We start from the raw sequence: 25,681 nt of genomic DNA, 5'->3' as shown, positions 1-25,681 counted from the left end.
GCGACGGCTCCCTAGTAGGAGTGTGCGCGGTGACAGATCAATTCGACGGCTTGCTGACCGACTTCAGTGACGAGGTGCTGGTCGACTCGGCAATGCTCGGCGATCACGCGGCCTTCGACGTCATCGTCCGCCGATACGGCCCGCACTTGTATCGATTTGCCCGTCGACTGCTCGCGAGCGAGAGTGACGTCGACGACATCGTCCAGGAAACCTGCGTCGCTGCGTGGCGCCAACTTCCGGGGTTTCAGCGGCGCTCGAGCACCAAGACCTGGTTGTTCGCGATCTGTTCTCGCAAGATCTCGGATTTCTATCGAAAAGTCGGCTCCTGCGCCGCCGATCTGGACGAACTCCGGGAAGAAGCTGATCCCCGTTTGCGTGATCCGAGCGAAGAAGTCTGCGGCACAGCATTTCTCGACGCTCTTGAAGCCGAACTCGATCGTCTACCGCTGCGTCAGCGCGCCGCCTGGGTCTTGCGGGAAGTGGAGGGCATGACGTATCCACAGATCGCAGTTGTCCTGGAACTAAGTCCGGACGCGGTTCGTGGCCAACACACTCGGGCGAGGCGGAATCTGGGTCTCGCGCTCGACCGATGGCGATGACGACTCGGCGGTTTGCCGGGTTCTGTCACCGAACTCACTCTCCTGACGGCCCGGGTAGCTGGAAGAATGCTTCGTCGTGGATACCGCTTTCGACCCCAGAGGCTTCGACCCGAGAACCGAGGATTCGGTGCCGTCGGTACTGCCGGACGATGCGACGGCATCGGGTGCTGACGTCGCCGTCGAGGCTGCGGAAACTCGGCTGACGGCACGTGCGGTCAGAGAGTTGCTGGCAGCGCTCGGGGGAAGTATCGGCGACGAGGACGAACTCGTGGTTCTGCTCCAGCGCGCCGTCGAAATCGCGAACGACGCCATCGACGGCGCCGACAGCATCGGCGTCACCATCGATCTTGCCGGGCAGACCTACACCGCCGTTCATACCGATTCGCGGACCCTGCGCGTCGACATCGAGCAATACGACGCCGGCGACGGACCATGTCTGCACGCGGCTCGAACCGGTGAAACCGTAGTCGTCGATGCCGAGACCAGCGCAGAACGCTGGCCGCGGTTCGCGGCTGCCGCGAAGGACGAAGGGATCAAGTCCTTTCTCGCGGCGCCGCTCTTCACGCCGGATCAGCGACTCGGTTCGTTCAACCTGTACGGACGTGCCCCAGCGGCCTTCGACAGCGTCGATGCGGAAGTCATGGAGATTCTCACGACAACAGTCTCACGCGCGATCGGAGACTTCTCCCGTTTCAAATCTGCCAAGGCGGTAGCTGACGCCTTGCAGCGCGCGCTCGAGACTCGGGCGCCGATCGAACAGGCCAAAGGCATGCTGATGGCCATCCATCGGATCGACGCCGACACCGCATTTCACATGCTGCGCAGGCAGTCTCAGACCACGAACACCAAGTTGCGTGACGTGGCAGCCGAGATCGTCGAGACGTATTCCGCGCCGCCCACCGCGGTCTAGTTCGACGGAGACCGACGTACGGCCTCGAGCGCGACGACCACGCTCGCGGCGACAACCACGTGCATCAGCGCGAGCGTGACCGTGCTGGCGGCGTCGAAGTCCGCGGCAATGGTCAAAGCGATGGTGCCGAGCGCCACGACTGCACCCACGATCTGGGCGATGCGGATGATCGGCTCCCACTTCAGTGAGATCAACATTGCGAGCGACAAACCGACCAGCAGTGGCACCACCGTCAATGTGATGACCCCACCAGGCGCGACGCTCGCCGGCTTTCCCTGATCTGTCATCTCGAAGGATCCGCCCAATGCGAGGCCGATCAACCACAGGATCAGATTGACGACGAGAGCAATTACCGTGGCGCCGAGTACGGCACGTGGCTTGGTGAGGTGGAGGTTGTGTGCGGTTGACGTGATTGCAGACATGGTGTTCTCCCGGCTCGATGCGATGGTCTTGTGACGTCGCTCTGGTGAATAGACCCGCCGGCGGGGAGAAACTCATCGCTGAGGTTGACTATTGCCCGTCGACGACGGGCACTGCGGTGCCGGTGACCGAGATACCGCCGTCGACTGGGATGTCGACTTCGAGCGCACTGGGACGCCCGACGTGTCGGCCCTGGTGGATGGTGATCCGCCGCGGAGTGGCCGCGGGTTCGAGTTTGCGCAGGTAACCGCCGGTCGATGCCGCTGCGGACCCGGTTGCGGGATCCTCGACGATGTTTCCCACCGGAAACAGATTTCGGGCTTCGAAGGTGTTGTCGTCGAGGGGATGCAGGATCGTCACCGTGCCGGCCCACCCCTGCGCGTCCATCAGAATTCGCATTGCGGATGGATCGAAGGTGAACTCGTCGAATGTCGACTGATCACGAAGTACGACGATCGGGTGAGTGTTGCCGGCGTACGAAAGCATTGCGGGATACCGCGCGTCGAGCGCAGACGAATCGACGCCGATGAGCCCGAGCAGCGCTGTCAGCACGGCGTGATCGATCGGCGAGACCGACGGTTCGACGCTGGTGAAGGTCGCGGTGGACCTTCCGTCCTCGTCGGTCGCCGTGTCGATGGATACCGGTCCGATCGGTGTTTCGAATGTGAAGGTTCCCTCACCGTCTCGCTCGGTGAGAGCGATGGCCGTCGCAATAGTGGCATGACCGCAGAACGGTACTTCGGCGATAGGGGAGAAGTACCGGATCCGGCTGTGGCGCGGGTTGCCTCCGAGTTCCGGTTCGATGAGGAACGCCGTCTCGGCATACCCGACTTCGGCTGCAACGGATTGTAATTCGGAGTCGTCGAGTCCACGCGCGTCGAGCAGCACGCCGGCGGGATTACCGCCGGCCGGATCCGAACTGAACGCAGTCAGTCGGAGGATGTCGTGAGAAGTTGCCATGTCGACCATCTTTGTCCGCTGTCGTCCATCGGGGGAAGAGACATCGCGCGATTGCGGTCCGCGATCTTCGAACTGGACTGCCTCCGGAACAAACCGGCCGCACGGCGTCGTTGGTGCAGATATGAGCAATGACACAGACACCGACGACGCGTTGTTCGCACTCGTGGCCGAGGGAAAACAAGGTGTGTTGGCAACCGTCAAGCGTGACGGCCGCCCACAGTTGTCCAACATCATTTACCGCTGGGACGTCGAGTCGAAGACGGCTTCCGTGTCCATCACAGCTGATCGCGCCAAGAGTAAAAATGCGATCCGCGATCCGCGGGTTTCCCTTCACGTCAGCGCGCCCGACTTCTGGAGCTACGCCGTGATCGAAGGACTTGCCGAGGTGACACCCGTCGCGGCCGATCCTCACGATGAAGTGTCGGACGCCCTGGTCGAGCTGTACCGGGACATCAGCGGTCAGGAGCATCCCGATTGGGAGGAGTACCGCGAAGCGATGGTTGCGGAGCGTCGACAGATCCTCACGGTGCGCGCTGATCACGTCTACGGAATGACGAGGCTCCCCAAACCGTCCGGTACCTGAACTGCGTTCGTTCAGGTAGGGAGATAACGTTACGAGTTAATATGTAATGGTGAAAACCGAGTCTCCCGCCCGTATCGGACGACCACGCGACCCAGGCAAGGACGAGGCTGTGCTGCTTGCAGCTCGCACACTGCTGGCCGAAGTCGGGTACCAGCAGACGACCATTTCGGCGATTGCCAGGACTGCCGGTGTCAATACGCCGGCCATCTACCGTCGCTGGCCGTCACGGGAAGCCCTGATCGAAGAAGCAGTGCATGGACCGGGCGGACATCCGTTGCCTCGGTCGACCGGTGATTTGCGGGTGGATCTGACGACGTGGGTGCACATCTTCCTGGTTCGCGCTGCCCGACCCGCGGCGCGGGCCGGAGTTCCTGGCCTGCTTGCTGATTCGCGGACGGTGGAGGCGCGACAACGTCTGTTGGCTATCGGTGCACCGGTTCGTGCAGCTTTTCAGGATCTGCTGGACGACGCGGTGAGGCGTGGTGAGATCCCGGCAGGTGCGGATGCGATGTTCTTGTTCGACCTGCTGGCCGGGACGACGACAATGCAGGGGTTGACCCGTGGGCTCGAGGGTCAGGACCGCTTTGTAGATGCCCTCGCACGATCTCTGTACGTCCTGGCTGCGCATCCGGCCGATGCCGTCGGGACGGAAGCGGTGGGGCAATGATCTCGGTTTCGGTGGACGGCGGCGTTGCCGTCGTGACCCTCAACAGGCCTGACAAACGGAATGCCTTCAACAAGCACATGGGTCGAGACTTGGGGCAGGCGTACCGAAAGCTCGACGAAGACGATTCTGTTCGCGTGATCGTGCTGACCGGTGCGCCACCAGCATTCTGCGCGGGTGCAGATCTTGGCGACGGCGCCGGCACCTTCGATTCACCTGACGGCGAGCAGTTTTCGTCATCACCGGTGGAACCGCCGGCGTTCGAGTTGCGAAAGCCGGTCATCGCAGCGGTGAACGGACATGCGATCGGAATCGGCCTCACCATCGCGATGCAGGCCGATATCAGAATCTTTGCAGCTGACGCCAAGTATGCAATTCCGCAGGTTCGCCTCGGTGTGTTGCCGGATGCGATGGCGCATTGGACGGTTCCGCGCGTCGCCGGAATGGCTGTGGCTGCCGACATCCTTTTGACTGGAAGGACGTTCGACGGAGCCGAGGCAATCGCGCTCGGGTTGGGTAGCCGTTGCCTGCCCGCTGACGAAGTGCTTTCGGTGGCGTTGGTGATCGCCCGAGACATTGCGACGAACACTGCACCGATGTCGGTGGCACTCTCGAAGCGACTGCTCTGGCAGAGCCAGAGCAGCAGCTGTCGACCAGAGACGGTGGCGGCCATCGAAACGGACCTGCATCTACGCGTCATGGGGAAGCCGGACGCGGTGGAAGGTGTTCGTGCATTCATGGAACGGCGCACGCCTGTGTGGGTTTCGCGCTTGTCCGCCGAGTGGCAGGAAATCCCGTCGGAATGATTCGGGAGCCTTGCGGAAAATCGCACGCGGACGACTACGCGTCTAGCAGCAACTGTTCGAGACGATGTTTGCAGAACGCGGTGATATCCGTATGTTCGCCGAGTTGGAGATGCGTGGACAGGCGCAGGAGCGGAACAGCGAGCAGAACCGCAGCGAGTACCTCGTTGAACAAAAGGTTCTCGACCCTCCAGCCGGTCAGTTCCTCGTAGCGGGCAATGGTCTCTTCTCGGCTGGGAGTGCCTGGCAAAGGTGTGTGTCCCTCGAATTCGCTACACGCCCAATCGAGAAACAACAGCCAGGCGAGGTCGGCCTCGTGATCGCCGAGGTAGGCCATCTCCCAATCGAGAACCCCGGCGATCGACTGGTCCGGGCCGTAGAGAATGTTCGACATCCGGGCATCGCCCCAGCACAGTGTCACATGTTCGGGTTGGTAGATGTTCTCCCTCAGCCAGGCCAGTGCTTTGTCGAATATCGGCGGTAGGTCCGGCGATGCCCAACGAACGGCCCAGTCGAGGTAGTTTACCGCCTGTTCGACCGGATGGGTGCCGAACTTGGGGTAGGAGAGGAATCCGAGCTCGAGCTTGTCCAGGTCCAAGCGATGAATCTGCGCAATCGTCTCGACGCATCCCCACCACATCTTCGCTCGGCCTGCCTCATCGGCTTCGAAGTAGGTTCCGGCACTGTGATACGACGGAAAGTCGCTGGGCGCCTCGGCATTACCGATGCGGTCCATGACGTAATAGGGGCTGCCGAGTGGGTTGTCGCCGCTGTCGATCCACCGAACGTGGGGGACTGCGAGGTCGGACTTCGCGAGCCTTTGTGTCACGAGGAACTGGCGGCGGAGATCGTAATCGGGGAACAGCGAAACCTCCGGTGGACGCCGGAAAACAAAACCACTCGACTCGCCAGTGGCGCCATCGAGGTCGAACAGGTATGTCTCCGTCGAGAATCCGCGTTCGGTGCGCTTGAAATTGACGATCTTGGCGCCTTGAGTACCCGGAATATGCTCCCGGACAAGTGGTTCAAGGGCGGGTGCGATGTCTTCTGCGGCTGTTCGGTCAGTCATTGTTCGTACCTGTCCGTGTGTTGCTCCAATCGGTGTACCCGTAGCGGGGATTCACGCCCATGAAGACCATTTCCACGAGCCCGTATCCGACTTTGTCTCCCATGCGGACCTCGCACAGCGTCTCGCTGAGCATGCTCACCTGCCGGATTTCATCGAGGTTCGTGATGTCGACGGTGAAGCTGTCGCTGAAGTCCTTGCCGCGGTACATGCCGGAGGCGTACCCCCGGTACTCGTCGTAACCGGCCAGTCCGGGCCAGAAATCGCACACTGGATTCACCTCGATCACGTCGGTGGTCCGGTCCGCTCGGTGCACGGTGAAAGTGCCGGATTCGACCACCCGCATGTCGTCACGGAATTTCAGGTCGTGCTCGACGTCGATGATCGGTAGCGCGTCCTTGCCGGAACCGATCGGGAAGAGCACCTCGCCCTCGAACTGCCAGCGCGCGCCGGTACTGGTTTCGCGCTGCGCGAAATGCACTACCTCGTCGTCGAATTGGAATATCCCCATGTAATAGAGGACTCCGTCCGGAACCTCGGACGGCTGCAGGTTCGCGCCCTCGGACAGACTGCCGCCGCCACCGCCGTGTCGTACGCCCCACGAGTGATCGCGGCCGAACCACCAGTTGTCGGGATCGATGTCGATGCGGGTGCCGTCGATTTCGATCCAACCCGTGATGGTGCCGTTCTGGTAGAAGCGTCGGGCGTCTTCGCGAACGCGGCCGCGCGTGCGATGGAACGCTGCCGTCTGCTCGTACACCGGGAAGTCGCCGTGGAAGTCGAGTTGCAGGCTCAATCCGTGTTCGTTTGCGTCGACCGTGGAACGTACCTGGCGGAGTGGTTCGACGATTTCATAGGTGTACGGCCCCACATTCCACGCTGCCAGTCCTCCGGTCTGAGGGTTCAACTCGGTGGACAGGCGCACCACGCGGGCTTCCTCACCCTTGCGCGTCACCATCGCGTAGGCGTCGAGGACGTTGCGGTTCGGGTATTTGGCCAGTCCCGTCATGATGCTGATCTCGCCCGTTTTGTCGAAGCCGTACATCACGATGCGTTCGGTCCAGCGCAGGTCACTTTGGGAGACGTGGTCGAGTGTCGTCGGGAGTTGATGAATGAGTAGTTCGTCGTGCGGTGTGATCACAGTCGGTCCTTGTGTCGACGGAGTGGGGTGTTCACAATCTATTACGGAGCGCTACGCAACGTAATGGTTTTCGGCGAAACCGGTCGGGTACTGTCCGCAGTTGTGGACGAACGCAAAGATCGACGCATCGGCACCGTCGGAGTCGGGCGCCCTCGAGATCCGCAGGTGGACGACGCCATCCTCACCGCCGCCCGCGAGTTGCTGGCGGAGCAGGGTTACCAGAAGACCACGATCACAGCCATCGCGCGAAGGGCCGAACTGGGCACTGCCGCAATTTATCGGCGCTGGGCGACCAAGGAATCCATCATCGAGGATGCGGTCTTCGGAATGCAGGATGCGGCGCTACCGGTGACCACGTCGAATTTGCGTGACGACATGCAGGCCTGGACGAGATGGTTCCTCGCGAGAGTTGCCGAACCGGCAACGCGCGCAGCGATTCCCGGCCTGCTGTCGGCCTACCATCAAGAAGACGGCGCCTACGAACAACTGGTTCGGAGATCGGAAGACCCGGCCCGGCTTGCGCTCGCCGAGCGCGTGCGTGTCGAATTTCCCGAGCGGTCCGACGCGGAAATCGTGTCGACGGCCGATGTGGCCTTCGACATTCTCGTTGCAACCACCATCGTGCGGGGCCTCACGAGTGGCCTCGCCGACGGTGACGCGTTCTGCGCGCGCACTGCGGACGCATTGGTTCTGCTGGTTACGTCGACGGGAACCGAGATCAGCCGGCAATGAGGGGCTGACCGAGGCGCTTCCTCCGGTCAGGCTGGCGGGGCCTCGGCCTGCGTCATCGCCGTCAACAGCGCAAGAAAGTTCCGGAAGGCCGCGGGCATATCCACCTCGTCCGGCGCCAAGAGCCACTGAATTTGGATACCGTCGATCACCGCGATGAGCAGTGGCGCGGCTTCCTCAGGGGTTAGCCCACCGGCCAATCGGTCACCGAGTTCCGCACGTAGCAACGCGGCCATGCCCTCTCGGACCGACGCGTAACGCTCGGTGAAGAACTCACGCGCCGGGTGTTGCCCGGTCGCACTCTCGGCTGCGAGTGCGGTAAAGGTCTGGACAACTCCGGGCCGTTCGGCATTGAATTCCACGATTTGTTCGAGGTGGGACAGTCGCACGTCCGTCGAGGTCGCGAGGAGGGCCGCCGCATCCCACCGGTCGCGCGCTTCGAGCACTCCGATCAGGAGGTGCTCCTTACTGGGAAAGTGGTGCAGCAGTCCGGGTTGCGTCAGACCGACACGCTCGGCGACGGCAGCGAGTGTGGTGCCTCGGTATCCGCGTTCCGCGATCTCGGCCATCGTCGCGTCGAGGATGGCCTCGCGCCGGGCCTCGGCTTTGACCGCTCGTCCGCCACGTTGTCGCTCAGCCATGAAGTGAGCCTAGCGACGGAGGAGTATCTCATCGCGTCTGGGTGAGGAGCACGGCGATCAGTCCCGCCTCTTGACTCTGAGCCGCCATGATGTCGCGCGCTGCTTGTTTGACCGGCCCGTCGGCCATCAGTTGGTCGGCTGCCTGTGCCATTTCGACGCCGCCGAGGTGGTGGCGATGCATCAACTGGAGGAACATTCCTTCCGCGTCGTGGCCGCGGGCGGATGCGAGACTGTCGAGTTCTGTCCTCGTAGCCATTCCGGGCATGAGCCCCGGCGATGTGTCGGGTCCGGGCGAGTGAGTTAAATGCTGGTGCAGAGCAGCGGAATCCGATGTCATCCACGACATGGGTTGCCGGTTGACCGGTGGCGCCTCGGCGAGGCGAAGCCAGCCGAGAAACATGCCGATCTCCGCCGTTTGAGTATCGCGAATCTGTTGGGCCAGCGCTTCGATGCCGGGTTCGGCACCCGGATCGAGGCGCTGCACGATTTGTATCGCTTGTTGGTGATGGGCCGCCATGTCCTGGATGAAACCGATCTCAGTGGCGTTTAGAACCGGTGGTGAGAGCGGCGGGGTCACCGGTGCGAATACCGGACGCATCGCTGCCCCGATCACCACCAGCAACACGGCAAGCGACGTGAACGCAATCCCGCGCACGGCGGCAAATCGTGTCATGACCCGATGGTCGACTGCTGGTTTGCGGGCGGGCTGTATACGTCGTTGTCGAGACGCAGTGCAAGGAAACCGTTGTCGGAGCAGGTTACCCAGAGTTCGTTGCCACGCCACTGCGGCGGTGAGAAGCACCAATCCGTGGACAGGTCGCCACCGGTGAGCATGCCGGTACGTGGCGTCAGAGCTTGGGCGGGATCGAACTGTCCGCTCTGGGTTGCCTGCAACACGGAAGGCACGGCGAGTATCGGGAACCCGAGAATCGACGCCAACGCGTGCGGCGAGTTCCAGCGTTCGAGGTTGCGACCCGTCATCGCGGGCGGATTGAAGTAGGCAATCTCCCGGGCGGCGAACGGATCCCGTACGTCGAAAACCCGGATGCCCGAGGATTCCCAACCGCATGCCAGAGCCGTCGGATTCTCAGGGCGATCCGCGGTGCAGTAGTGCGCGTCGTAGGCGAACGCTGATCCGCCTGAGGCCGAAGCGATCTGGCTGTCGATATTTTCTGGGAGGTTGATCTCGAGTTTGATGCCACCGACGATCCGAGGGGCCGCGTCATCTGCGACGTCGATCAGTTTCACTCCGCCGGAACCGGCTTCGTCGACGGTGAACAGGTAGGGGTGGCCGTCGTAGGTCACCGGGATGCTGTGCTGCGTGGCCAATCCGTCAGTCCACGTCATCTGGGCAAGGACGGGCACCTGGGGGTTCGCGTCCCGACGCTGCACCGCGCTCGTGTCCAGGACTCTGAGTCCTCCGGCATTGTCCGACAGGTACATTCGGTTGCCTTCAGGGCTGATGCCGAAGCCGTGGGATGACGGACCGGACATGCCCTGCCAGATCACGCGCGGGTTGGTGGGATCGTCTAGGTCGACCGCGCTGACCAGGCCCGGGGCTACACCGGACGACCAGTAGGTGCGGCCGTCGGGGGAGAAACCGCCCTCGTGGGATGTTATGGGCAGCGGCATCTGCAGGTTGGTGCCGGCTCCAGGATTGAGAAGCCGCGGATGTGCGCAGTCGGAGATGTCGTACACGGAGAGCAATCCCGACCCGGTCAGTGCCGGCACCCCGTTGCCTACCAGCAGTTTCCGGCCTGGATGGACCTTGAGACTTTCCCAGGTACCGGCGAGCATCGCGGGTTCGGTGAGGTTGACGGTGGGAACCGGGTTTGCCGGGTCCGAGACGTCGAGGACTTGCACGCCTGGTGCCGGCCCGAGGAGGTTGCCGGGGAAGATGGTGCCGAGATATGCGCAGTGGTCGAACCCGGCCGAGATGATGCCGGCGCCGCGGCCGGCGAACCCACCCGTCAACGAGAGGTTGCAGCTGTAGCCCTCCGTACTACGTCCGCTGTTCCGGTCGGCCGCAGGGACGTCGCCCTGGATGCCGGTCTCAGGACGCGATCCCGGTCCGCAATCGGCCGACGCAGCGACGCTACGGCTGACCTCGTGCGACTCGATGACTACACCTGAGGTGTCTGTTCGAGGTTCAGCGGAACTGACCACAGGCCAGAGCACTGCCAAGGCGACCGCTCCGGCGATGACACGAAAGGTACTCGAAGACTTCAATTTTGCGCCTCGATGCGTAGGGCGAGCCTGCAGTCGGCCGACGAGGCGCCGACGTGAACATCGTAGGATCCGGGTCGGTAGCACCAGTTACCGCTCTGCTCGTCCCAGATCTCGAATGCACGACGCGGCAGAGTGATTGTTGCCGTTACAGTTTCACCGACGTCTGCCGAGACGCTCGCGAAGCCGGCAAGTGCGCGACTCGGCCGGGACGGGTCGACGCCGACGGCAGCAAGGTACACCTGAACGACCTCGCGTCCTTGTCGCGACCCGATGTTGCGGATGCGAACAGTGACAGTCTCGCCGTCCCGTTCAACACTCTCGTAGCCCCACGTGGTGTAGCCGAGGCCATGCCCGAACGCGAATGCGGGTGCGATGTCACTTCGGTCCCAGGCGCGATAACCTATGAACAGGTCCTCGGAATAGGTGAGCTTGCCGTCGACAGGAGTCACGCCCGTGACGGGGCAATCCGAAAGTGTTGCGGGCCAAGTGGTCGGCAGTCGGCCGCCGGGTTCGGTCAGCCCGACCAGGACATCGGCCAGTGCGGCGCCAGCTTCCTGGCCGGGGAACCAACTCAGCAGTACCGCCGCGACGTCGCCTCGCCAAGGCATCTCCACCGGTGAACCCGAGTTCACGACAACGACAGTTCGTGCGTTCGCGGTCGCCACGCGTGAGACCAGTTCGTCCTGGCGCCCCGGCAGATTCAGTGTGCTGCGGTCGAAACCCTCCGATTCGACCTGGTCGGTGGTCGCAACGACTACGACGGCTACGTCCGCCGCCTTCGCGGCCGCGACTGCCTCGGCTATCAGCTCTTCCGGATCTCGTTGCGGCCCCTGGTGTCCCAGACTGAAGCTGAGGATGTCGATCGGTGAGTCCTCCATCTTCGTCGGAGTGTGCTGCAGGGCTATTTCGATGGATTCTCCGGCGGTCAGTTCGACTGAGCCGCGGTCCTTCGGGGCGCCGAAGAACAACTCGAAGGGATCGAAGCTTTCCAACGGCTGGTCGCCGTCGAACAGAGTGTCACCGCCGACAGTCAAGGTGAACGCGCCGAGACCCTTGGTGCCGAATCGATGCGCGCCACTCTCGCTCGGTGTGAATGTGCCGAGGAGTTCGATGGTGTGCAGCGCCTGAAAGTCGATACCTTCCGGGAGGATTCCCATCCAGGTGATCATCCCGTTGGGCGGGTCGATTTCTCGAAGCAGCGTTCCGTCGGCGTCGTAGCACCGGGCGCGTAGCTCGAATCCTCGGTCGGCAGCACCCATCTGGTCGGTCAACGCCGCGCCGATGCTGTAGGTGAGCGCGCCCTCGGGTAGCGCTGCCGTCAGTCCGTCGAGAGGGGACACGACCGACTCGGGGAAGACCATGGCGGAACCGCCGCCGAGGACGCGGGCATCGCGGGCGGCCAGTCCGATCAGTGCCACGGTGGTAGTGCTCGGATCGATCGGCAGGATCGCCTCACCGCCGATGGGAGCATTGCGGGTCAGTACAAAGGAACGACCGGCGATCTCGTGCGCAAGTGCGCGCCCGTCCACCGGTGCGGGAAATTCGGTCACGGCAGGATCTGCGTCGTCGAGAAGTCCCGCGCGCGCCGCGAGCAGCAGAACACGACGCACTGCGTCGTCGACTACCGACTCGTCGACCTCCTCGTTTCTGACCGCCTCGGCCAGAAGCTCTCCGTAGACGGAGCGCGGGCCGGGCATCGCGATGTCGAGGCCACCTAGAATGGCGCCCAGGGTCGAGCGAGTTCCCATCCAGTCGGAGACCACACAACCGTCAAATCCCCACTCGCCGCGCAGCACTCCGTTGAGAAGTTCGTTGTGCTCGCTCATGGTGGTGCCGTTGACGCTGTTGTATGCGGACATAATTGCCCAGGGGCAGGAGTTCTTGACGATGTCCTCGAAGGGCGCGAGGTAGATCTCCCGGAGCGCGTTCTGGGAAACGATGTTGTCGACGGACATACGGTCGGTCTCGGCGTCATTGGCAACAAAATGCTTGACGGTGGCGCCGACGCCACCGGACTGCACCCCGCGGACATAACCGGAACCGATTGCGCCGGTGAGCAAAGGGTCCTCGGAATAGGCCTCGAAGTGCCGACCACCGACGGGCGTGCGGTGCATGTTCACGGTGGGTGCGAGCAGCAGGTGCACGCCCTTGCGCCGGGCTTCCTGCGCAAGCAGTGCGCCGGCGCGCTCGATGAGGTCAGGATCCCACGTCGCGGCCATGGCGGTGGGCGAAGGCAGCAGAATCGATGGATCGTCCGGCCCCCAGAACACTCCGCGTACACCCACTGGCCCGTCTGACATCACCAGTGAACCGAGCCCGATATCAGGGAGGGCCGGCAGAGTCCACATGTCCTGACCTTGGAGCAACTTCGCCTTTGCATCCAGATCGAGCTTTGCGAGCGCTGATTCGACCGCCTCGAGTGTTGATTCCTCGTGCACTGTGTACTCCTTCACCATGGGGCGCATGTCGGGTGAACCGTCCGATGGGTGGTGATGGTGCCATCGCGCCTTTCAGATGGTAGGTAATGTTACTAAAATGTTATATTGTTAGAGTTTGTAGGAAACGTTTCACGAAGACGTCTATGCGGCAGGGCAATTCGCCATCATAACAGTTAGGTAACAAAACCTAATCTATATTAGGTTCCCTGGTTAAGGTGCACCTCATGAAAAGTCTGATGGGCAAAGGTGTCGTGCTCCTCGCAGCGGCAACGATGATCGTGCTGGGATCGGGCGCGACAGCGCAGGCGGGTGGAACGAGCGAGCCCGTCGAGACCGGCGTAACCGTCGACGCCACGTACTCCGAGCGCGGGCCGTGGGAGGTGACCAGTCAGCAGGGGTTCGGTTGCTGCGATTCCGCCGGAAACAAGTTCGACGTCTGGTACCCGACCGATCTCGGTACAAACGGGGACCGTCATCCGATCATCACGTGGGGTGACGGAACGTGGGCGCATCCATCGCAATACGACTATCTGCTTTCTCACCTGGCGTCGTGGGGCTTCGTGGTGATCGCGGCCGACAACACCAATACGGGCTCAGGCCAGGAAATGCTGCAGGCCGTGGACTTCCTCCGACTACAGAACAGTGATCCGTCGAGCATCTTCTACCAGAGTTTGGACACCGGCAATGTCGGCGCGATGGGGCACTCCCAGGGAGCGGTCGGCGCCCTCAATGCGGCCATCAGTCCCGGTGACGACCTGAAGACCGCTGTCCCCATCGAGCTTCCGGGTCAATACATGTGCAGCCTGCCCAAGCCGGATCCGGCGATGAACATCTGCACCGACCCGCGGGCGCTGACAACGGGTTCCGTTCTGTATGTGAACGGCTCCAACAGCCCGATTTCGCAGTCGACTCAGCCGTTGCCCTGGGACCTGATCGGAGCCCAATCCGCGGAAGGCTATTTCGGGGCCACGCCGGACTCCGTGCAGAAGGTGCGCGCGACGTTGAACGGTCCCAACCACAACGACATTCAGGGGCAACCTGGCTGCCCGGCAAACGATCCGGGTTGCGTCGACGGTGTGCGAGGGTTCCTGGGTGTTCTCACGGCATGGAACATGGACAAACTCCGCGGCGATGAGCATGCGCACAGTGCCTTCGTTTCCGGTTCCGGTGAGCTGTTCGGACTCCCGGGGTGGAGTAACCAGGCGAGCAACATCACGAGCTGAGGTAATGCACGGCGGGTGCCTGTGCCTGTGCCCGTGCCTGTACCGAGGCCTGAGCCCGACCGCCCGACCTCCAACCCCGCAACCCGAGCGAACGGTACGTCCGTCGCCTCAGATGCGCCGAAAGCCACTTTCGCTCCGAGTGGAGGCGGTACAGAGCGAACAAATCGGGCCCGCAGCGGCGCGTGAATGTATGAGTGGTCATACTTCTGTCGACTCCAGGGTCCTCCACTGTGTGGATCGCGTACCGTTTCCAGACATGGAATTGACTCGAGTAGCGGTGGGCAGTGGTTCGTGCACCGTTCGGATCGACGGGCCGGTCAGCAAGCATGCGGTACTCCTGCTCCCGGGCAAGGGCGACCCCGTCGACTTGTACGACGATGTGTGTGAGCGACTGCATCATTCGGACCTGCGGACCGTCGCGGTGGAATCGATCGAGAATCTCGACGAGACCTCGGCAGTGGTACTTCTGGACGAGTTGAACATCGCCTGGGTGAATCTGGTCGGTCACCGGGAGGGCGCCGATCTCGCGTGGCTGTTGGCTGCACGTCAGTTCGGCCGCTTCGCGAGTTTGATCGCCGTGGACCGTGGACATCCGTCGGCCAGCGATGTTGCCGGCGTTCCGCCGGTCGAGGTTCCGACCACCGTAGTCGTGGGCAGTGGAGGTCGGGCCATCGCCGACGCCAGCGGTCGTTTCGTGTACTCCGACTTCCGCGTGACGGAACTTCCGGGTGTCGACGACGTCGTGAAGTCGGCACCGGCCGAACTCGCAACCGAGATCGTGCTGCGTACCAGCCCCTGGTGAAACTCTGACCTACGAAAAGGCGGGCATTCCCATTGCGAGGAGTGCCCGCCTTTTCGGCGTCATTGGGGCGGCGGGGCTCAGATGTCGAGGCCGAGCAGCGCGTTCTCGACCACTTCGGCCAGGGCCGGGTGGATCCAGTACTGGCCGCGCGCCATGTCCTGAGCTGACAAACCGAAGCTCATCGCCTGAATGAGCGGCTGGATGACGGTCGGAGCCTGCGTACCCATGACGTGGGCGCCGAGGATGCGTCCGGTGCCGCGCTCGGCGATCACCTTGCAGATGCCCTCCTGATCCTCCATCGCCCAGCCGTACGCGACGTCGCCGTAAGCCTGCACCTTGACGGTGATGTCGAGCCCGGCGTCGCGAGCCTGCTTCTCCGTCATTCCGACGTCGGCGATCTGCGGGTCGGTGAACACGGCTGCCGGTACGAAGCGGTGATCGGTGCTGCGAAGCCCGGACGTGTCCTTCCACGCGTCCTGGAGCAGGTTGTGCTGAACAACGCGCGCTTCATGGTTGGCGACGTGCTTGAGCTGGTACGGCGAGGAGACGTCACCGAGTGCGAAGACGCCCTCTGCGGTGGTGCGTTGGTACTCGTCGACCACGATCGAGCCCTTGTCGTCGAGTTCGACGCCCGCCTTGTCGAGACCGAGTAGGTCACCGTTCGGCTGACGACCGACCGCGACGAGGAGAACGTCACCGGAAACGACTGTGCCGTTTGCCAGTTCGACGGCGATGTTGTCGCCGTCGCCGCGTACCGACGTGAGGGGGGAGCCCAGATGGACGTCCCACTTCTGTTCGGCCAACTCGGTGAAGCGCTCGGAGATCTCGTCGTCGAGGTGCCGCAGCAGTCGCTGGCTGCGACCGATGATCGACACGCGAGAACCCAACGCGGAGAACACGTGTGCGAACTCGGTGGCAATGAATCCTGAGCCGACGATCACGAGGTGCTCGGGAAGTTCGGGCAGTCGCATGATGTCTTCGTTGGTGTAGTACTTCACACCGCTCGACGCGATCTCTTCCGGGATGATCGGACGCGAACCGGCAGCGATGACCACCTGGTCGGCGGTGATCGTCTCGCCGGTTCCGGTGTCGATCGTCTTGTCGCCGGTGAACGTGGCGTGGCCGCGGTAGACGGTGGTGTTGGGACTGTCTTCGCTGCGGTACCGCTCACCACCTGCAGAAATGGGATCGATGCGGCCGAAGACGCGCTTGACGATGTCGGACCAACGAACGCCGTCGAGCGTGGCGTCGACGCCGTACTTCTCGGCAGTGGTGACGGTGCGTGCCACCTCGGCGGCGTAGACGAACATCTTGGTCGGGATACACCCGACATTGAGGCACGTTCCGCCGAAGGTGCCCTCTTCGAGGATTGCGATCTTCTTGCCGTCGAACCGCTCGTCGGGCAGCGAGTTTCCGGATCCGCTGCCGATGATTGCAAGGTCGTAGTGCGTCACTGCGCGATCTCCTGTGTGTTGCTTGCTGTGCTTGCCGAACTTTCTGCGGCCGGGGTGAGGTGGCCGTCGAGCCACTCCAACCACAGGTCGAGTTCGGAAAAGGCTGTGGCCAAGGGCTTCTCGGTCGAAAGGAACACGTCGTGACGGGCGCCGTCGATCGGGACGATGGTGGTGCGATCGCCGAGGCAACCGGCCCAACGTGCGATCTGCTTGACGTCGAGCACGGAATCGGCGAGGTCGACGCTCGGGTTGTACGCCTTCGCGAACTGCGACTTCTTCGAGCGCAGAATCAGCGCGGGCACTCCGATGTCTAGGCCGCGGTGAAGTTTTGCGTGACCCGCTCGGACGGCCCGCATCCAGCCGAAGGTAACGGGGCAGCCTGCCAGTGGCTTCCAGTCGAGGTTGTAATCCCAGACGCCGTTGGCCGAAACATGAAGACTGGAACCGTAAGTCGGTATCCCAGTTCCCGGGATCACCGTCTTCGCCGATACCCGTCCGAGCGCATCGATCGCCGTAGTACCGACGTTGCGCACCACTGAGGGACCCTGAAGGTCGAACCAGGGGCTGTTGAGTACCAGCCCGCAGATTCCGGCGCCGTCGCTGCCACCGGGCTTGCGCTGCAAACGGTTCAGCCAGAGCGGAACGATCAGACCGCCGGTGGAGTGCGCCATGAGCAGCACCTCGCTGCCCTCGGTCTCGCTGCGGACGATGCGCAGCGCTTCGTTCAGTTCGGCGTCGTAGAGCGCAAGGTCGGAGACGTAATGAGCTGTGTGCCCCGGTTTGAGGGAGCGGCCGCACTTACGCAGGTCGAGTGCGAAGAAGGCGTAACCCTGCTCGGCAAAGTGCTCGGCGAGGTGCTTCTGGAAGAAGTAATCGGTGAAGCCGTGCACGTACAAAACGGCACGGTGTGTCTTCACCGCCTCCTTCTGCGGTTGGTAGCGGACCAGTGTTGCGTCCACCTCGCCTTCGCCGTCCGGATCCGTTCCGAGCGGGATCGTCAGCTGCTGATATCCGTCACCGAGGACGTCTGGAACCCAAGTAGTCACAAATCACAATCTAATCGTCGTTTCGAGTGCGCGTTGTAGAGCACAATTGGGGGTGGTGAACCGCGCGTGTACGCACGGGTAACCTATTCGGCGTAACACAGCAGGCGGATGCGCGCACGGCTAATGACAAGGAAGTCGATTCTCCAGTGTCGAATCAGAACGCGGTAGAGACGAAGACGGATGTAGTGCTCGTGGGCGCAGGCATCATGAGCGCCACGCTGGGTGCATTGCTGCGCCAGCTGCAGCCCGATTGGTCGATCTCGACCTTCGAGCGGCTCGATGCCGTCGCAGCCGAGAGCAGCGACCCCTGGAACAACGCGGGAACCGGTCACTCAGCCCTGTGTGAGCTCAATTACACACCTGAGAACTCGGACGGCACGGTCGACATCAAGAAGGCCGTCAACGTCAACGAGCAGTTCCAGGTGTCACGCCAGTTCTGGGCACACGCGGTAGAGCAGGGCGTCCTGACACAGCCCAAGGAATTCATCAACCCCATCGCGCACGTGAGCTTCGTTCACGGTGAGGCCAACGCCAAGTACCTCCGTGCTCGTTACGACGCACTTGCCGGCCACACGCTCTTCCGCGGTATGGAGTACATCGACGATCCGGCCGAGTTCAGCAAGCGTTTGCCGCTCATGGCCAAGGGACGCGACTTCTCCGATCCCATCGCCCTGAACTGGAGCCAGGACGGCACCGACGTCGATTTCGGAGCGCTCACCAAGCAGCTCATCGGCTACATCGGCAAGACCGGCGGCAAGATGTACTTCGGCCACGAGGTCACCAACCTGACCCAGAACTCGGACAAGTCCTGGACCGTCAAGGTCACCAACCGTCGCACCGGTGAAAAGCGCACCGTTCGCTCGCGCTTCGTGTTCGTCGGTGCCGGTGGCGGCGCCCTGCACCTGCTGCAGAAGTCGGGCATCAAGGAAGCCAAGGGCTTCGGTGGCTTCCCGGTCAGCGGTGCGTTCCTGCGATGCACCAACCCCGAACTCATCGACCAGCACAGCGCCAAGGTCTACGGCAAGGCTGCCGTCGGCGCCCCGCCCATGTCGGTGCCTCACCTGGACACCCGTGTCATCGGCAACAAGCCGGGTCTGCTGTTCGGTCCCTACGCTGGTTGGTCGCCGAAGTTCCTCAAGCAGGGTCGCGTCACCGACCTGCCCGGCTCGGTCAAGCCGAACAACATCCTCTCGATGCTCGGTGTCGGTGTCAGCGAGCTCGGCCTGGTCAAGTACCTGGTCAGCGAGCTTGCCAAGAACGAAGCCGGTCGCATCTGGGATCTGCGTGAGTTCGCGCCCAAGGCGCAGGCCCAGGACTGGGAACTCATCACCGCGGGCCAGCGCGTCCAGGTGATCCGCCGCGCCAAGGGCAAGGGTGGTGTCCTCGAATTCGGTACCGCTGTGGTCGCCGCTGAGGACGGTTCCATCGCCGGTCTGCTCGGTGCTTCGCCCGGTGCGTCCACGGCCGTCCCGGCGATGCTGGACGTACTCGAGCGCTGCTTCCCGACCGAGTTCCAGGGTTGGAAGGGCAAGCTCCGCGAGATGGTTCCGTCCATCGGCGTCAAGCTCACCGACAACGAAGGCCTGTTCAACCAGGTCTGGGATTGGTCCTCGAAGGTTCTCGAGCTCGATTCCGCCGGTGCTTCCGAATCGGCTCCGGTCGCGGATACCGCCGCGACTGTGTGATAGTCCAACCCATGACGGCAACAGCAGCTTTGAAGCGTTCATGGGCACTCGATCTCGACAACAAGACGTTCTACGAGTTGTTGAAGCTTCGAGTGGAGGTCTTTGTCGTCGAGCAGGCTTGCCCGTATCCCGAGTTGGACGGGCGGGACCTGCTGACGGAAACACGCCACTTCTGGCTCGAGCAGGACGGCCAGGTGGTGTGCACGCTCCGGCTGCTCGAAGAGCACGACGACGGAAACAAGAGCTTCCGAATCGGACGCCTCTGCACGTCGCGTCAGGCTCGCGGCCAGGGCCACACGACCCGCCTCCTGCAGGCCGCACTTGCCGAGGTCGGCGAAGCGCCGTGTCGGATCAACGCCCAGACCTACTTGGTCGAGATGTACGCCAAGCACGGATTCAAGGCTGACGGCGAAGAGTTCATCGAAGACGGCATCCCGCACACCCCGATGCGTCGTGGTGGGGGAGAGCCTTTCGTGGCCGTCAGTTAGTTTGTCGGAGAATTGACCCTGGTCGGCTCGTGGGAAAGCGAGCCGACTAGGGTTTTTTCGATACCGAATGTTCGCGGGGAAGTCCTGTTCGATCCAGGCGCGGTCCCGCCACTGTGAAAGATCTCTCCTCTACCGATAGACCGGGAGATCTCAGCCAGGTTGCCGCGACATTCGAGTGCAGCCAAATTCTCGGCGAGGAAACCGAGAGGTGGAGGGATATCGACGTGCGAAGTGAAGAAGATCGACCAGTGGCGGGCTTCCCGTTCAGTGCTGTGGTCGGCCAGGATCAATTGCGATTGGCGCTGATCCTGTGTGCGGTGCATCCAGGGATCGGCGGGGTCCTGGTCCGCGGTGAGAAGGGAACTGCCAAGTCGACGGTCGTGCGCGCGCTGACTGCGCTGCTGCCCGCGGTCGACGACGCCGGAACGACACGACCGGCCCGCTTGGTCGAACTGCCCGTGGGCGCCACCGAAGACCGGGTGATCGGTTCGATCGACTTGGAGAAGGTTCTGCGTGACGGTGAGCGCGCATTCCAACCTGGACTGCTCGCCGCCGCTCACCAGGGTGTTCTGTACGTCGACGAGGTGAATCTGCTTCACGACCACCTGGTCGACGTGCTTCTCGACGCCGCGGCGATGGGCCGGGTTCACATCGAGCGTGACGGCATCTCCCATTCGCATCCGGCCAAGTTCGTACTCGTCGGCACGATGAATCCCGAAGAGGGAGAACTGCGTCCGCAACTTCTGGACCGTTTCGGTCTGGCTGTCGACGTCGCCGCGTCCCGCGACGTCGACATTCGCATGGAAGTGGTGCGTCGCCGACTCGACTACGAGCGTGACCCCGAGGCATTTGTCGCTCGGTACGTATCCGCCGATGAGGAGTTGGCGTCCGAAATCCTCACGGCGCGTGAGAAATTGGACTCGGTCGAGCTGAGTAACCGCGAACTGCGTCGTATCGCCTCGCTGTGTGCGTCGTTCGACGTCGACGGTATGCGCGCGGACTTGGTGCTGGCGCGCACCGCGACGGCCCACGCTGCCTGGCGCGGCGACAGTGAAGTCACTGCGGAGGACGTACGAGTAGCGGCGGAACTGACGCTGCCGCATCGCCGCCGCCGCGATCCGTTCGACGAGCCCGGCTTGGATCAGCAGCAGTTGGACGATGCGCTCGAGCAGGCCGATCAGGATGCTCAGTCGCAGGTAGAGGACGACGCGCGCGACGGAGAGCCCGAACCTCCCGAAAATCACGAAGACCGTGGCCCGGAAGATGACGGCGGTCCCGGAGACGAAGGGCCGGACGACGACGGGCCTGATGACGACGGCCCGGACGACCCAGACGGACCTGGTGGGGGAGTACGCGCCACCGATCGTCCCTCGGCGCCACCGGCCGGCGAATTCAAGGCCAAGCTCCTCGAAGTTCCGGGAGTCGGTGAAGGTGCACCGGGACGACGCTCGCGGTCCATGTCGTCCCGTGGACGAGTTGTGCGGTCCACGCGGGAGCGTGGGCACGGATTGCATCTGACGAGCACGGTCTTTGCCGCAGCCGAGTCTCAAGTTGCCCGTGGTCGCACTGCTGGACGGTTGCGGCTGGCACCGGCTGACCTCCGCGGCGCGATACGTGAAGGGCGAGAAGGCAATCTGATCGTCTTCGTTGTCGACGCGTCGGGGTCGATGGCAGCACGCGACCGCCTCTCCGCGGTCACCGGTGCGGTTGTCTCGTTGCTCCGCGACGCCTATCAGCGCCGCGACAAGGTCGCCGTCATCACTGTCCGTGGTCGTGAAGCGGAGCTCGTACTGCCGCCGACATCTTCGGTGGACATCGCTGTCCGTCGCTTGCAGTCGATGCGTACCGGCGGCAAATCCCCACTCGCAGAGGGATTCCTGCGTGCTCGCGAAGTGGTTCTGCGTGAACGACTTCGTGACCCGCAGCGTCGCGCCCTCGTCGTCACACTCACCGACGGCCGGGCTACCGGCGGCAAGGACGCGCTGCACCGCGCCCGCGTCGCCGCGCATCTTCTCGCCGACGCGTCCGTCGCGTCCATCGTCGTCGACTGCGAGACCGGCCTCGTGCGTCTGGGGCTGGCGGCCGAGTTGGCGCGAGAACTACGTGGCGGATACGTCCGCCTCGCCGAATTGTCAGCGCAGCAGGTCGCGGGTGTCGTCCGCGCCGCAGCCTAGATCCCAGCTCAGGAGTTCACGATGCCCAAGGGTGTTCCCGAGACAGTTCCCGACGACGGTCTGACCACGCGTCAGCGTCGTAACGCGCCGGTACTTGCCGTGCACACCGGCCCGGGAAAGGGTAAGTCCACCGCCGCTTTCGGCATGGCGCTGCGTGCCTGGAATCAGGGGTTCGACATCGGCGTGTTCCAGTTCGTGAAGAGTGCCAAGTGGAAGGTCGGAGAGGAAGCCGCGTTCCGCGCGCTCGGAAACCTGCACGACGAAACCGGCGTCGGTGGGCCGGTGCAGTGGCACAAGATGGGCGAAGGTTGGTCATGGACACGCAAGGCCGGTAGCGAGGAAGATCATGCTGCTGCCGCTGCGGAGGGTTGGCAGGAGATCGCGAGAAGGCTTGCGAGCGAGGAACATCGATTCTATGTCCTCGACGAGTTCACCTATCCGCTCAAGTGGGGCTGGGTCGACGTCGACGAGGTCGTGCAGACACTGCGCGATCGTCCGGGCAACCAGCACGTTGTCATCACGGGACGCGACGCCCCGCAGGCGTTGATCGACGCCGCCGACCTCGTGACCGAGATGACCAAGATCAAGCACCCGATGGATGCCGGCCGAAAGGGCCAACGGGGCATCGAATGGTAAGTCCTTCCACTCCGGCCGTGGTGATCGCCGCTCCTGCCTCGGGTAGCGGAAAGACCACGGTGGCAACGGGATTGATCGGCGCGCTGCGACGGTCCGGTAGCAGCGTTGCACCCTTCAAGGTGGGGCCGGACTACATCGACCCGGGTTATCACGGACTCGCGGCAGGGCGGCCCGGACGCAACCTCGACACTGTTCTGGTGGGCCCGGATCGCATCGGACCGCTCTACCGGCATGGAACCGCTGGTTGCGACATCGCCGTGGTCGAAGGCGTCATGGGTCTGTTCGACGGGAAGATCGACGAGGCAAACTCGCAGCCGTCGGCGGAGGGATCGACGGCGCAGGTCGCGTCGATCCTCGGTTCGCCGGTAGTGCTCGTGATCGACGCCCGTGGGCACAGTCAGAGTCTGGCCGCCGTACTCCACGGCTTCGCGACCTACGACGCAGGTGTGCGCATCGGCGGCGTCATTCTCAATCGCGTCGGGAGCGCTCGTCACGAGCAGGTGTTGCGTCATGCGTGCGACAAGGTCGGCGTCGCAGTGCTCGGAGTTGTGCCACGGTTGACGGAACTCGAAGTTCCCTCCCGGCACCTCGGCCTGATTCCGGCGGCCGAGCACGGCGCCGCCGCTGTGGCCGCAGTGGACGCTATGTCCGATTTGATTGCCTCGCACGTCGATCTGGGTGCTGTTCGCGCACTGGCCGCCTCGAACGTGAGTGCAGCTGCATGGGATCCGGTTGGCGAGGTCGGCGCACACGCGGAGTCTCGGCCTGTGGTTGCCATGGCGGGTGGCCCGGCCTTCACCTTCGGCTACGCCGAGCACCGGGAGCTGTTGACTGCTGCCGGCGCGGACGTGCAGGTGTTCGACCCGTTGCGGGACGAGCTTCCTGCGGGAACTGCCGCTCTGGTCCTTCCCGGTGGCTTCCCGGAAGAACACGCGGTAGACCTTGCGGCCAATACCGTACTGCTGCAGCAGGTTCGCGATCTGGCGGACGGCGGCGCACCGATCCACGCCGAGTGTGCCGGTCTGCTCTACCTCGCTCGCAGCTTGGACGGTCACAGCATGGCCGGTGTTGTCGGGGTGGATGCGACATTCGGGAAACGCCTGACCCTCGGGTACCGCGAAGCAGTGGCGATCAGCGACTCCAGCCTCTTCGAAGCAGGCTCCCGCGTCACCGGTCACGAGTTCCACCGAACGTCTCTCGTCTCGGCAGACGCGGACGGTTGCGGAAGTGCGTGGGGGTGGCGGCCCTGGGACGGCGGCAGTGTCCGCGAAGGATTTGTTCGCGGCGGCGTCCACGCGTCGTATCTCCACACTCATCCGGTGGGGCAGCCCGAATCGATCGCGAAGTTCGTCGATGCCGCACGGCGATGACCTCTGTATAGGCGTGGGATTCACGACGAGTGTCACCGCGAAGAACATCGTCGCTGCGGTGAAGGCTGTGCCGGCGGCGCAAGGGAAGATCGTGGTACTCGCCACTGTGGCGGCAAAAGCTGAGTCTTCGGCTCTTCTGACAGCGGCCCATGAACTGAACGTCCCGATTGTGAGTTTCGCCCCGGACGTACTTGCGCGAGTTCAAGTTCCGTCACCATCGCCTCGCGTCGAGAACGCCGTCGGAACGGCAAGCGTCGCGGAAGCGGCTGCGATCCTCGCGTCCGGGGGCGGCCGACTTGTGCTGGCCAAGACTGCCAGGGATGGAGTGACCGTGGCCGCGGCCCGTAAAGTTCCCTCCAGCTTGACCAATTCTGACAACGAAACGGAGTGCGAGTGAGCGAGTCCACCGCAGACGAGACCAACTACCTGGTCGGCCTCAACCTGACCGATCGACGCGTGGTCGTGTTCGGCGGCGGCACTGTGGCTCAGCGCCGACTCGGACTGCTGGTCGCCTCTGGTGCCCGCGTTCACGTCATCAGTCGCGCGTTCACTCCAGCCGTCGAAGGTATGGCCACTGCCGGTCAGATCACGGTCGAAGAGCGCCCGTACGCCGACGGCGACCTCGAAGGTGCGTGGTACGCCATCGCCTCGACCGACGAGCCGGAAACCAATGCGGCGATCGTCGCCGAAGCGGAGCGTCGCCACATCTTCTGCGTGCGCGCCGACAACGCGAAGCACGGCACCGCCGTCACTCCCGCGAGCGCCGAGTACGACGGTATGAGCATCGGAATTCTGGCGGGCGGCGATCACCGCCGTTCGGCAGCAGTCCGCACCGCCGTCGTCGAAGGTCTTCAGTCGGGCGTGCTCGCCGATACGGCCGAGCCTGCCGCTGCGGGTGTTGCTCTCGTCGGTGGTGGCCCCGGTGATCCCGATCTGATCACCGTGCGCGGACGCCGTTTGCTCGCCCGCGCCGACGTCGTCGTGGCCGACCGATTGGCTCCGCCGGAGTTGCTCGCCGAACTGGGTCCGGACGTAGAGGTGATCGACGCCGCGAAGATCCCGTACGGCCGTGCCATGGCTCAGGAGGCCATCAACGCCGCGCTGATCGACAACGCGAAGGCAGGCAAGTTCGTGGTCCGCCTCAAGGGCGGGGACCCGTACGTCTTCGGACGGGGATACGAAGAACTCGAAGCGTGTGCCGCTGCCGGCGTTCCGGTGACCGTAGTGCCCGGAATCACGAGCGCGATCTCGGTCCCGTCGGCCGCAGGCATCCCGGTCACCCACCGCGGCGTCACCCACGAGTTCGTCGTCGTCAGTGGGCACGTGGCTCCGGATCATCCGGATTCGCTGGTCGACTGGTCGGCGCTGGCCAAGTTGCGCGGCACGATCGTGCTGCTCATGGCGGTCGAGCGCATCGATCAGTTCGCGAAGGCACTCGTCGACGGTGGACGCCCGGCAACCACGCCGGTCACCGTCATCCAAGAGGGCACGCTGCGCACCCAGCGTGAACTTCGGGCCGATCTGGCGACCGTTGCTCAGCGCGTCAAGGACGATGAGATCAAGCCTCCGGCGATCATCGTGATCGGGCCGGTCGCGGGCTTTTCCGTCGACGCTGGGTAA

General features: G+C 63.5%; 25 protein-coding genes. 15 read left to right on the top strand and 10 right to left on the bottom strand.

The genetic code is table 11. The features are described from left to right. Nucleotides 1–29 precede the first annotated feature (29 nt). Nucleotides 30–599 carry an RNA polymerase sigma factor gene (locus tag PCS43_RS03220; RefSeq protein ID WP_064688758.1) on the top strand — a complete coding sequence of 190 codons (570 nt, stop codon included), beginning with the start codon at nucleotides 30–32 and terminating at the stop codon, nucleotides 597–599. 76 nt (nucleotides 600–675) lie between these two features. Beyond that, nucleotides 676–1,509 (top strand): GAF and ANTAR domain-containing protein, encoded by an 834-nt coding sequence (locus tag PCS43_RS03215; protein ID WP_003942693.1) that lies wholly within the window; start codon nucleotides 676–678, stop codon nucleotides 1,507–1,509. On the opposite strand, the gene PCS43_RS03210 is transcribed toward PCS43_RS03215, so the two are convergent. Both PCS43_RS03210 and PCS43_RS03205 read right to left on the bottom strand, forming a co-directional pair. Beyond that, nucleotides 1,506–1,931, bottom strand: coding sequence for a DUF6069 family protein (locus PCS43_RS03210; RefSeq protein ID WP_054188580.1), 426 nt, complete (start codon nucleotides 1,929–1,931; stop codon nucleotides 1,506–1,508). The two genes, PCS43_RS03215 and PCS43_RS03210, sit on opposite strands and share 4 nt — an antisense overlap. 88 nt (nucleotides 1,932–2,019) lie before the next feature. Further along, entirely contained in the window at nucleotides 2,020–2,889 is an 870-nt protein-coding gene (locus tag PCS43_RS03205; RefSeq protein ID WP_245361432.1) for a PhzF family phenazine biosynthesis protein, read from the bottom strand. Nucleotides 2,890–3,010: 121 nt separating this feature from the next. Here PCS43_RS03205 and PCS43_RS03200 point away from each other — a divergent pair, with 121 nt between their 5' ends. The 3 genes from PCS43_RS03200 to PCS43_RS03190 are packed head-to-tail and all read left to right on the top strand — an operon-like array spanning nucleotide 3,011 to nucleotide 4,942. Further along, nucleotides 3,011–3,472, top strand: a complete 462-nt coding sequence (locus PCS43_RS03200; RefSeq protein WP_030535630.1) for a PPOX class F420-dependent oxidoreductase — start codon at nucleotides 3,011–3,013, stop codon at nucleotides 3,470–3,472. A gap of 49 nt (nucleotides 3,473–3,521) precedes the next feature. Beyond that, entirely contained in the window at nucleotides 3,522–4,139 is a 618-nt protein-coding gene (locus PCS43_RS03195; protein ID WP_231783306.1) for a TetR/AcrR family transcriptional regulator, read from the top strand. After that, nucleotides 4,136–4,942: an enoyl-CoA hydratase/isomerase family protein gene (locus PCS43_RS03190; protein ID WP_073512278.1), complete on the top strand. Its 807-nt coding sequence runs from the start codon at nucleotides 4,136–4,138 to the stop codon at nucleotides 4,940–4,942. Before PCS43_RS03195 ends, PCS43_RS03190 begins: the two co-directional genes overlap by 4 nt. Nucleotides 4,943–4,976: 34 nt before the next feature. On the opposite strand, the gene PCS43_RS03185 is transcribed toward PCS43_RS03190, so the two are convergent. Beyond that, nucleotides 4,977–6,008 (bottom strand): phosphotransferase family protein, encoded by a 1,032-nt coding sequence (locus tag PCS43_RS03185; RefSeq protein WP_042450770.1) that lies wholly within the window; start codon nucleotides 6,006–6,008, stop codon nucleotides 4,977–4,979. Continuing rightward, nucleotides 6,001–7,146, bottom strand: a complete 1,146-nt coding sequence (locus PCS43_RS03180; RefSeq protein ID WP_073512276.1) for a hypothetical protein — start codon at nucleotides 7,144–7,146, stop codon at nucleotides 6,001–6,003. The genes PCS43_RS03185 and PCS43_RS03180 overlap by 8 nt, the downstream gene beginning before the upstream one ends. Before the next feature lie 27 nt (nucleotides 7,147–7,173). Here PCS43_RS03180 and PCS43_RS03175 point away from each other — a divergent pair, with 27 nt between their 5' ends. After that, the gene (locus PCS43_RS03175) at nucleotides 7,174–7,878 is read left to right on the top strand and encodes a TetR/AcrR family transcriptional regulator (RefSeq protein ID WP_223257887.1); all 705 of its coding nucleotides are present in this window, start codon (nucleotides 7,174–7,176) and stop codon (nucleotides 7,876–7,878) included. 26 nt (nucleotides 7,879–7,904) lie between these two features. On the opposite strand, the gene PCS43_RS03170 is transcribed toward PCS43_RS03175, so the two are convergent. The 4 genes from PCS43_RS03170 to PCS43_RS03155 are packed head-to-tail and all read right to left on the bottom strand — an operon-like array spanning nucleotide 7,905 to nucleotide 13,183. Further along, the gene (locus tag PCS43_RS03170) at nucleotides 7,905–8,516 is read right to left on the bottom strand and encodes a TetR/AcrR family transcriptional regulator (protein ID WP_042450768.1); all 612 of its coding nucleotides are present in this window, start codon (nucleotides 8,514–8,516) and stop codon (nucleotides 7,905–7,907) included. Nucleotides 8,517–8,544: 28 nt separating this feature from the next. After that, nucleotides 8,545–9,189, bottom strand: coding sequence for a DUF305 domain-containing protein (locus tag PCS43_RS03165; protein WP_042450766.1), 645 nt, complete (start codon nucleotides 9,187–9,189; stop codon nucleotides 8,545–8,547). Then, nucleotides 9,186–10,745, bottom strand: a complete 1,560-nt coding sequence (locus PCS43_RS03160) for an LVIVD repeat-containing protein (RefSeq protein ID WP_209908349.1) — start codon at nucleotides 10,743–10,745, stop codon at nucleotides 9,186–9,188. Before PCS43_RS03160 ends, PCS43_RS03165 begins: the two co-directional genes overlap by 4 nt. Continuing rightward, on the bottom strand, nucleotides 10,742–13,183 hold the full coding sequence (locus PCS43_RS03155; protein ID WP_270922994.1) for a beta-glucosidase family protein: 2,442 nt from the start codon (nucleotides 13,181–13,183) through the stop codon (nucleotides 10,742–10,744). The genes PCS43_RS03160 and PCS43_RS03155 overlap by 4 nt, the downstream gene beginning before the upstream one ends. Nucleotides 13,184–13,407: 224 nt before the next feature. Between PCS43_RS03155 and PCS43_RS03150 the strand changes: the two genes are divergently transcribed. Beyond that, complete coding sequence (locus tag PCS43_RS03150) at nucleotides 13,408–14,406, top strand: poly(ethylene terephthalate) hydrolase family protein (RefSeq protein ID WP_143173043.1); 999 nt, start codon at nucleotides 13,408–13,410, stop codon at nucleotides 14,404–14,406. Between the two features lie 256 nt (nucleotides 14,407–14,662). Continuing rightward, nucleotides 14,663–15,208: an alpha/beta fold hydrolase gene (locus PCS43_RS03145; RefSeq protein WP_065352922.1), complete on the top strand. Its 546-nt coding sequence runs from the start codon at nucleotides 14,663–14,665 to the stop codon at nucleotides 15,206–15,208. A 77-nt stretch (nucleotides 15,209–15,285) separates the two neighbouring features. Here PCS43_RS03145 and mtr read toward each other — a convergent pair whose 3' ends face one another. Then, complete coding sequence (gene mtr / locus PCS43_RS03140) at nucleotides 15,286–16,662, bottom strand: mycothione reductase (RefSeq protein ID WP_209908351.1); 1,377 nt, start codon at nucleotides 16,660–16,662, stop codon at nucleotides 15,286–15,288. Beyond that, nucleotides 16,659–17,708 carry an alpha/beta hydrolase gene (locus tag PCS43_RS03135; RefSeq protein WP_209908353.1) on the bottom strand — a complete coding sequence of 350 codons (1,050 nt, stop codon included), beginning with the start codon at nucleotides 17,706–17,708 and terminating at the stop codon, nucleotides 16,659–16,661. The genes mtr and PCS43_RS03135 overlap by 4 nt, the downstream gene beginning before the upstream one ends. A gap of 146 nt (nucleotides 17,709–17,854) precedes the next feature. Between PCS43_RS03135 and mqo the strand changes: the two genes are divergently transcribed. The 7 genes from mqo (at nucleotide 17,855) to cobA (ending at nucleotide 25,681) form a co-directional block, all read left to right on the top strand. Continuing rightward, nucleotides 17,855–19,393: a malate dehydrogenase (quinone) gene (gene mqo, locus PCS43_RS03130; RefSeq protein WP_003942820.1), complete on the top strand. Its 1,539-nt coding sequence runs from the start codon at nucleotides 17,855–17,857 to the stop codon at nucleotides 19,391–19,393. An 11-nt stretch (nucleotides 19,394–19,404) separates the two neighbouring features. Continuing rightward, the gene (locus PCS43_RS03125) at nucleotides 19,405–19,881 is read left to right on the top strand and encodes a GNAT family N-acetyltransferase (protein ID WP_003942808.1); all 477 of its coding nucleotides are present in this window, start codon (nucleotides 19,405–19,407) and stop codon (nucleotides 19,879–19,881) included. Between the two features lie 224 nt (nucleotides 19,882–20,105). After that, nucleotides 20,106–22,055, top strand: coding sequence for a magnesium chelatase subunit D family protein (locus PCS43_RS03120; RefSeq protein WP_241199154.1), 1,950 nt, complete (start codon nucleotides 20,106–20,108; stop codon nucleotides 22,053–22,055). Nucleotides 22,056–22,076: 21 nt separating this feature from the next. Next, nucleotides 22,077–22,691: a cob(I)yrinic acid a,c-diamide adenosyltransferase gene (cobO, locus tag PCS43_RS03115; protein ID WP_003942784.1), complete on the top strand. Its 615-nt coding sequence runs from the start codon at nucleotides 22,077–22,079 to the stop codon at nucleotides 22,689–22,691. Then, entirely contained in the window at nucleotides 22,685–24,061 is a 1,377-nt protein-coding gene (locus PCS43_RS03110; RefSeq protein WP_209908354.1) for a cobyrinate a,c-diamide synthase, read from the top strand. The genes cobO and PCS43_RS03110 overlap by 7 nt, the downstream gene beginning before the upstream one ends. Further along, complete coding sequence (locus tag PCS43_RS03105; RefSeq protein ID WP_030535625.1) at nucleotides 24,045–24,458, top strand: cobalamin biosynthesis protein; 414 nt, start codon at nucleotides 24,045–24,047, stop codon at nucleotides 24,456–24,458. The genes PCS43_RS03110 and PCS43_RS03105 overlap by 17 nt, the downstream gene beginning before the upstream one ends. Next, the gene (gene cobA / locus PCS43_RS03100; protein WP_209908356.1) at nucleotides 24,455–25,681 is read left to right on the top strand and encodes a uroporphyrinogen-III C-methyltransferase; all 1,227 of its coding nucleotides are present in this window, start codon (nucleotides 24,455–24,457) and stop codon (nucleotides 25,679–25,681) included. The genes PCS43_RS03105 and cobA overlap by 4 nt, the downstream gene beginning before the upstream one ends.

The sequence above is a fragment of the Rhodococcus sp. C-2 genome, from assembly GCF_027854095.1.
Classification (GTDB): domain Bacteria; phylum Actinomycetota; class Actinomycetes; order Mycobacteriales; family Mycobacteriaceae; genus Rhodococcus_F; species Rhodococcus_F qingshengii.
This window is presented reverse-complemented; position numbering and strand designations above follow the sequence as displayed.

Bases quoted from the DNA above. Each gene is read 5' to 3' on its own strand.
- PCS43_RS03150 (WP_143173043.1), top strand. From the start codon at position 13,408: ATGAAAAGTCTGATGGGCAAAGGTGTCGTGCTCCTCGCAGCGGCAACG.
- PCS43_RS03165 (WP_042450766.1), bottom strand. From the start codon at position 9,189: ATGACACGATTTGCCGCCGTGCGCGGGATTGCGTTCACGTCGCTTGCC.
- PCS43_RS03190 (WP_073512278.1), top strand. From the start codon at position 4,136: ATGATCTCGGTTTCGGTGGACGGCGGCGTTGCCGTCGTGACCCTCAAC.
- PCS43_RS03105 (WP_030535625.1), top strand. From the start codon at position 24,045: ATGCCGCACGGCGATGACCTCTGTATAGGCGTGGGATTCACGACGAGT.
- PCS43_RS03110 (WP_209908354.1), top strand. From the start codon at position 22,685: ATGGTAAGTCCTTCCACTCCGGCCGTGGTGATCGCCGCTCCTGCCTCG.
- PCS43_RS03125 (WP_003942808.1), top strand. From the start codon at position 19,405: ATGACGGCAACAGCAGCTTTGAAGCGTTCATGGGCACTCGATCTCGAC.
- PCS43_RS03205 (WP_245361432.1), bottom strand. From the start codon at position 2,889: ATGGCAACTTCTCACGACATCCTCCGACTGACTGCGTTCAGTTCGGAT.
- PCS43_RS03200 (WP_030535630.1), top strand. From the start codon at position 3,011: ATGAGCAATGACACAGACACCGACGACGCGTTGTTCGCACTCGTGGCC.
- PCS43_RS03145 (WP_065352922.1), top strand. From the start codon at position 14,663: ATGGAATTGACTCGAGTAGCGGTGGGCAGTGGTTCGTGCACCGTTCGG.
- cobO (WP_003942784.1), top strand. From the start codon at position 22,077: ATGCCCAAGGGTGTTCCCGAGACAGTTCCCGACGACGGTCTGACCACG.
- PCS43_RS03185 (WP_042450770.1), bottom strand. From the start codon at position 6,008: ATGACTGACCGAACAGCCGCAGAAGACATCGCACCCGCCCTTGAACCA.
- PCS43_RS03170 (WP_042450768.1), bottom strand. From the start codon at position 8,516: ATGGCTGAGCGACAACGTGGCGGACGAGCGGTCAAAGCCGAGGCCCGG.
- PCS43_RS03210 (WP_054188580.1), bottom strand. From the start codon at position 1,931: ATGTCTGCAATCACGTCAACCGCACACAACCTCCACCTCACCAAGCCA.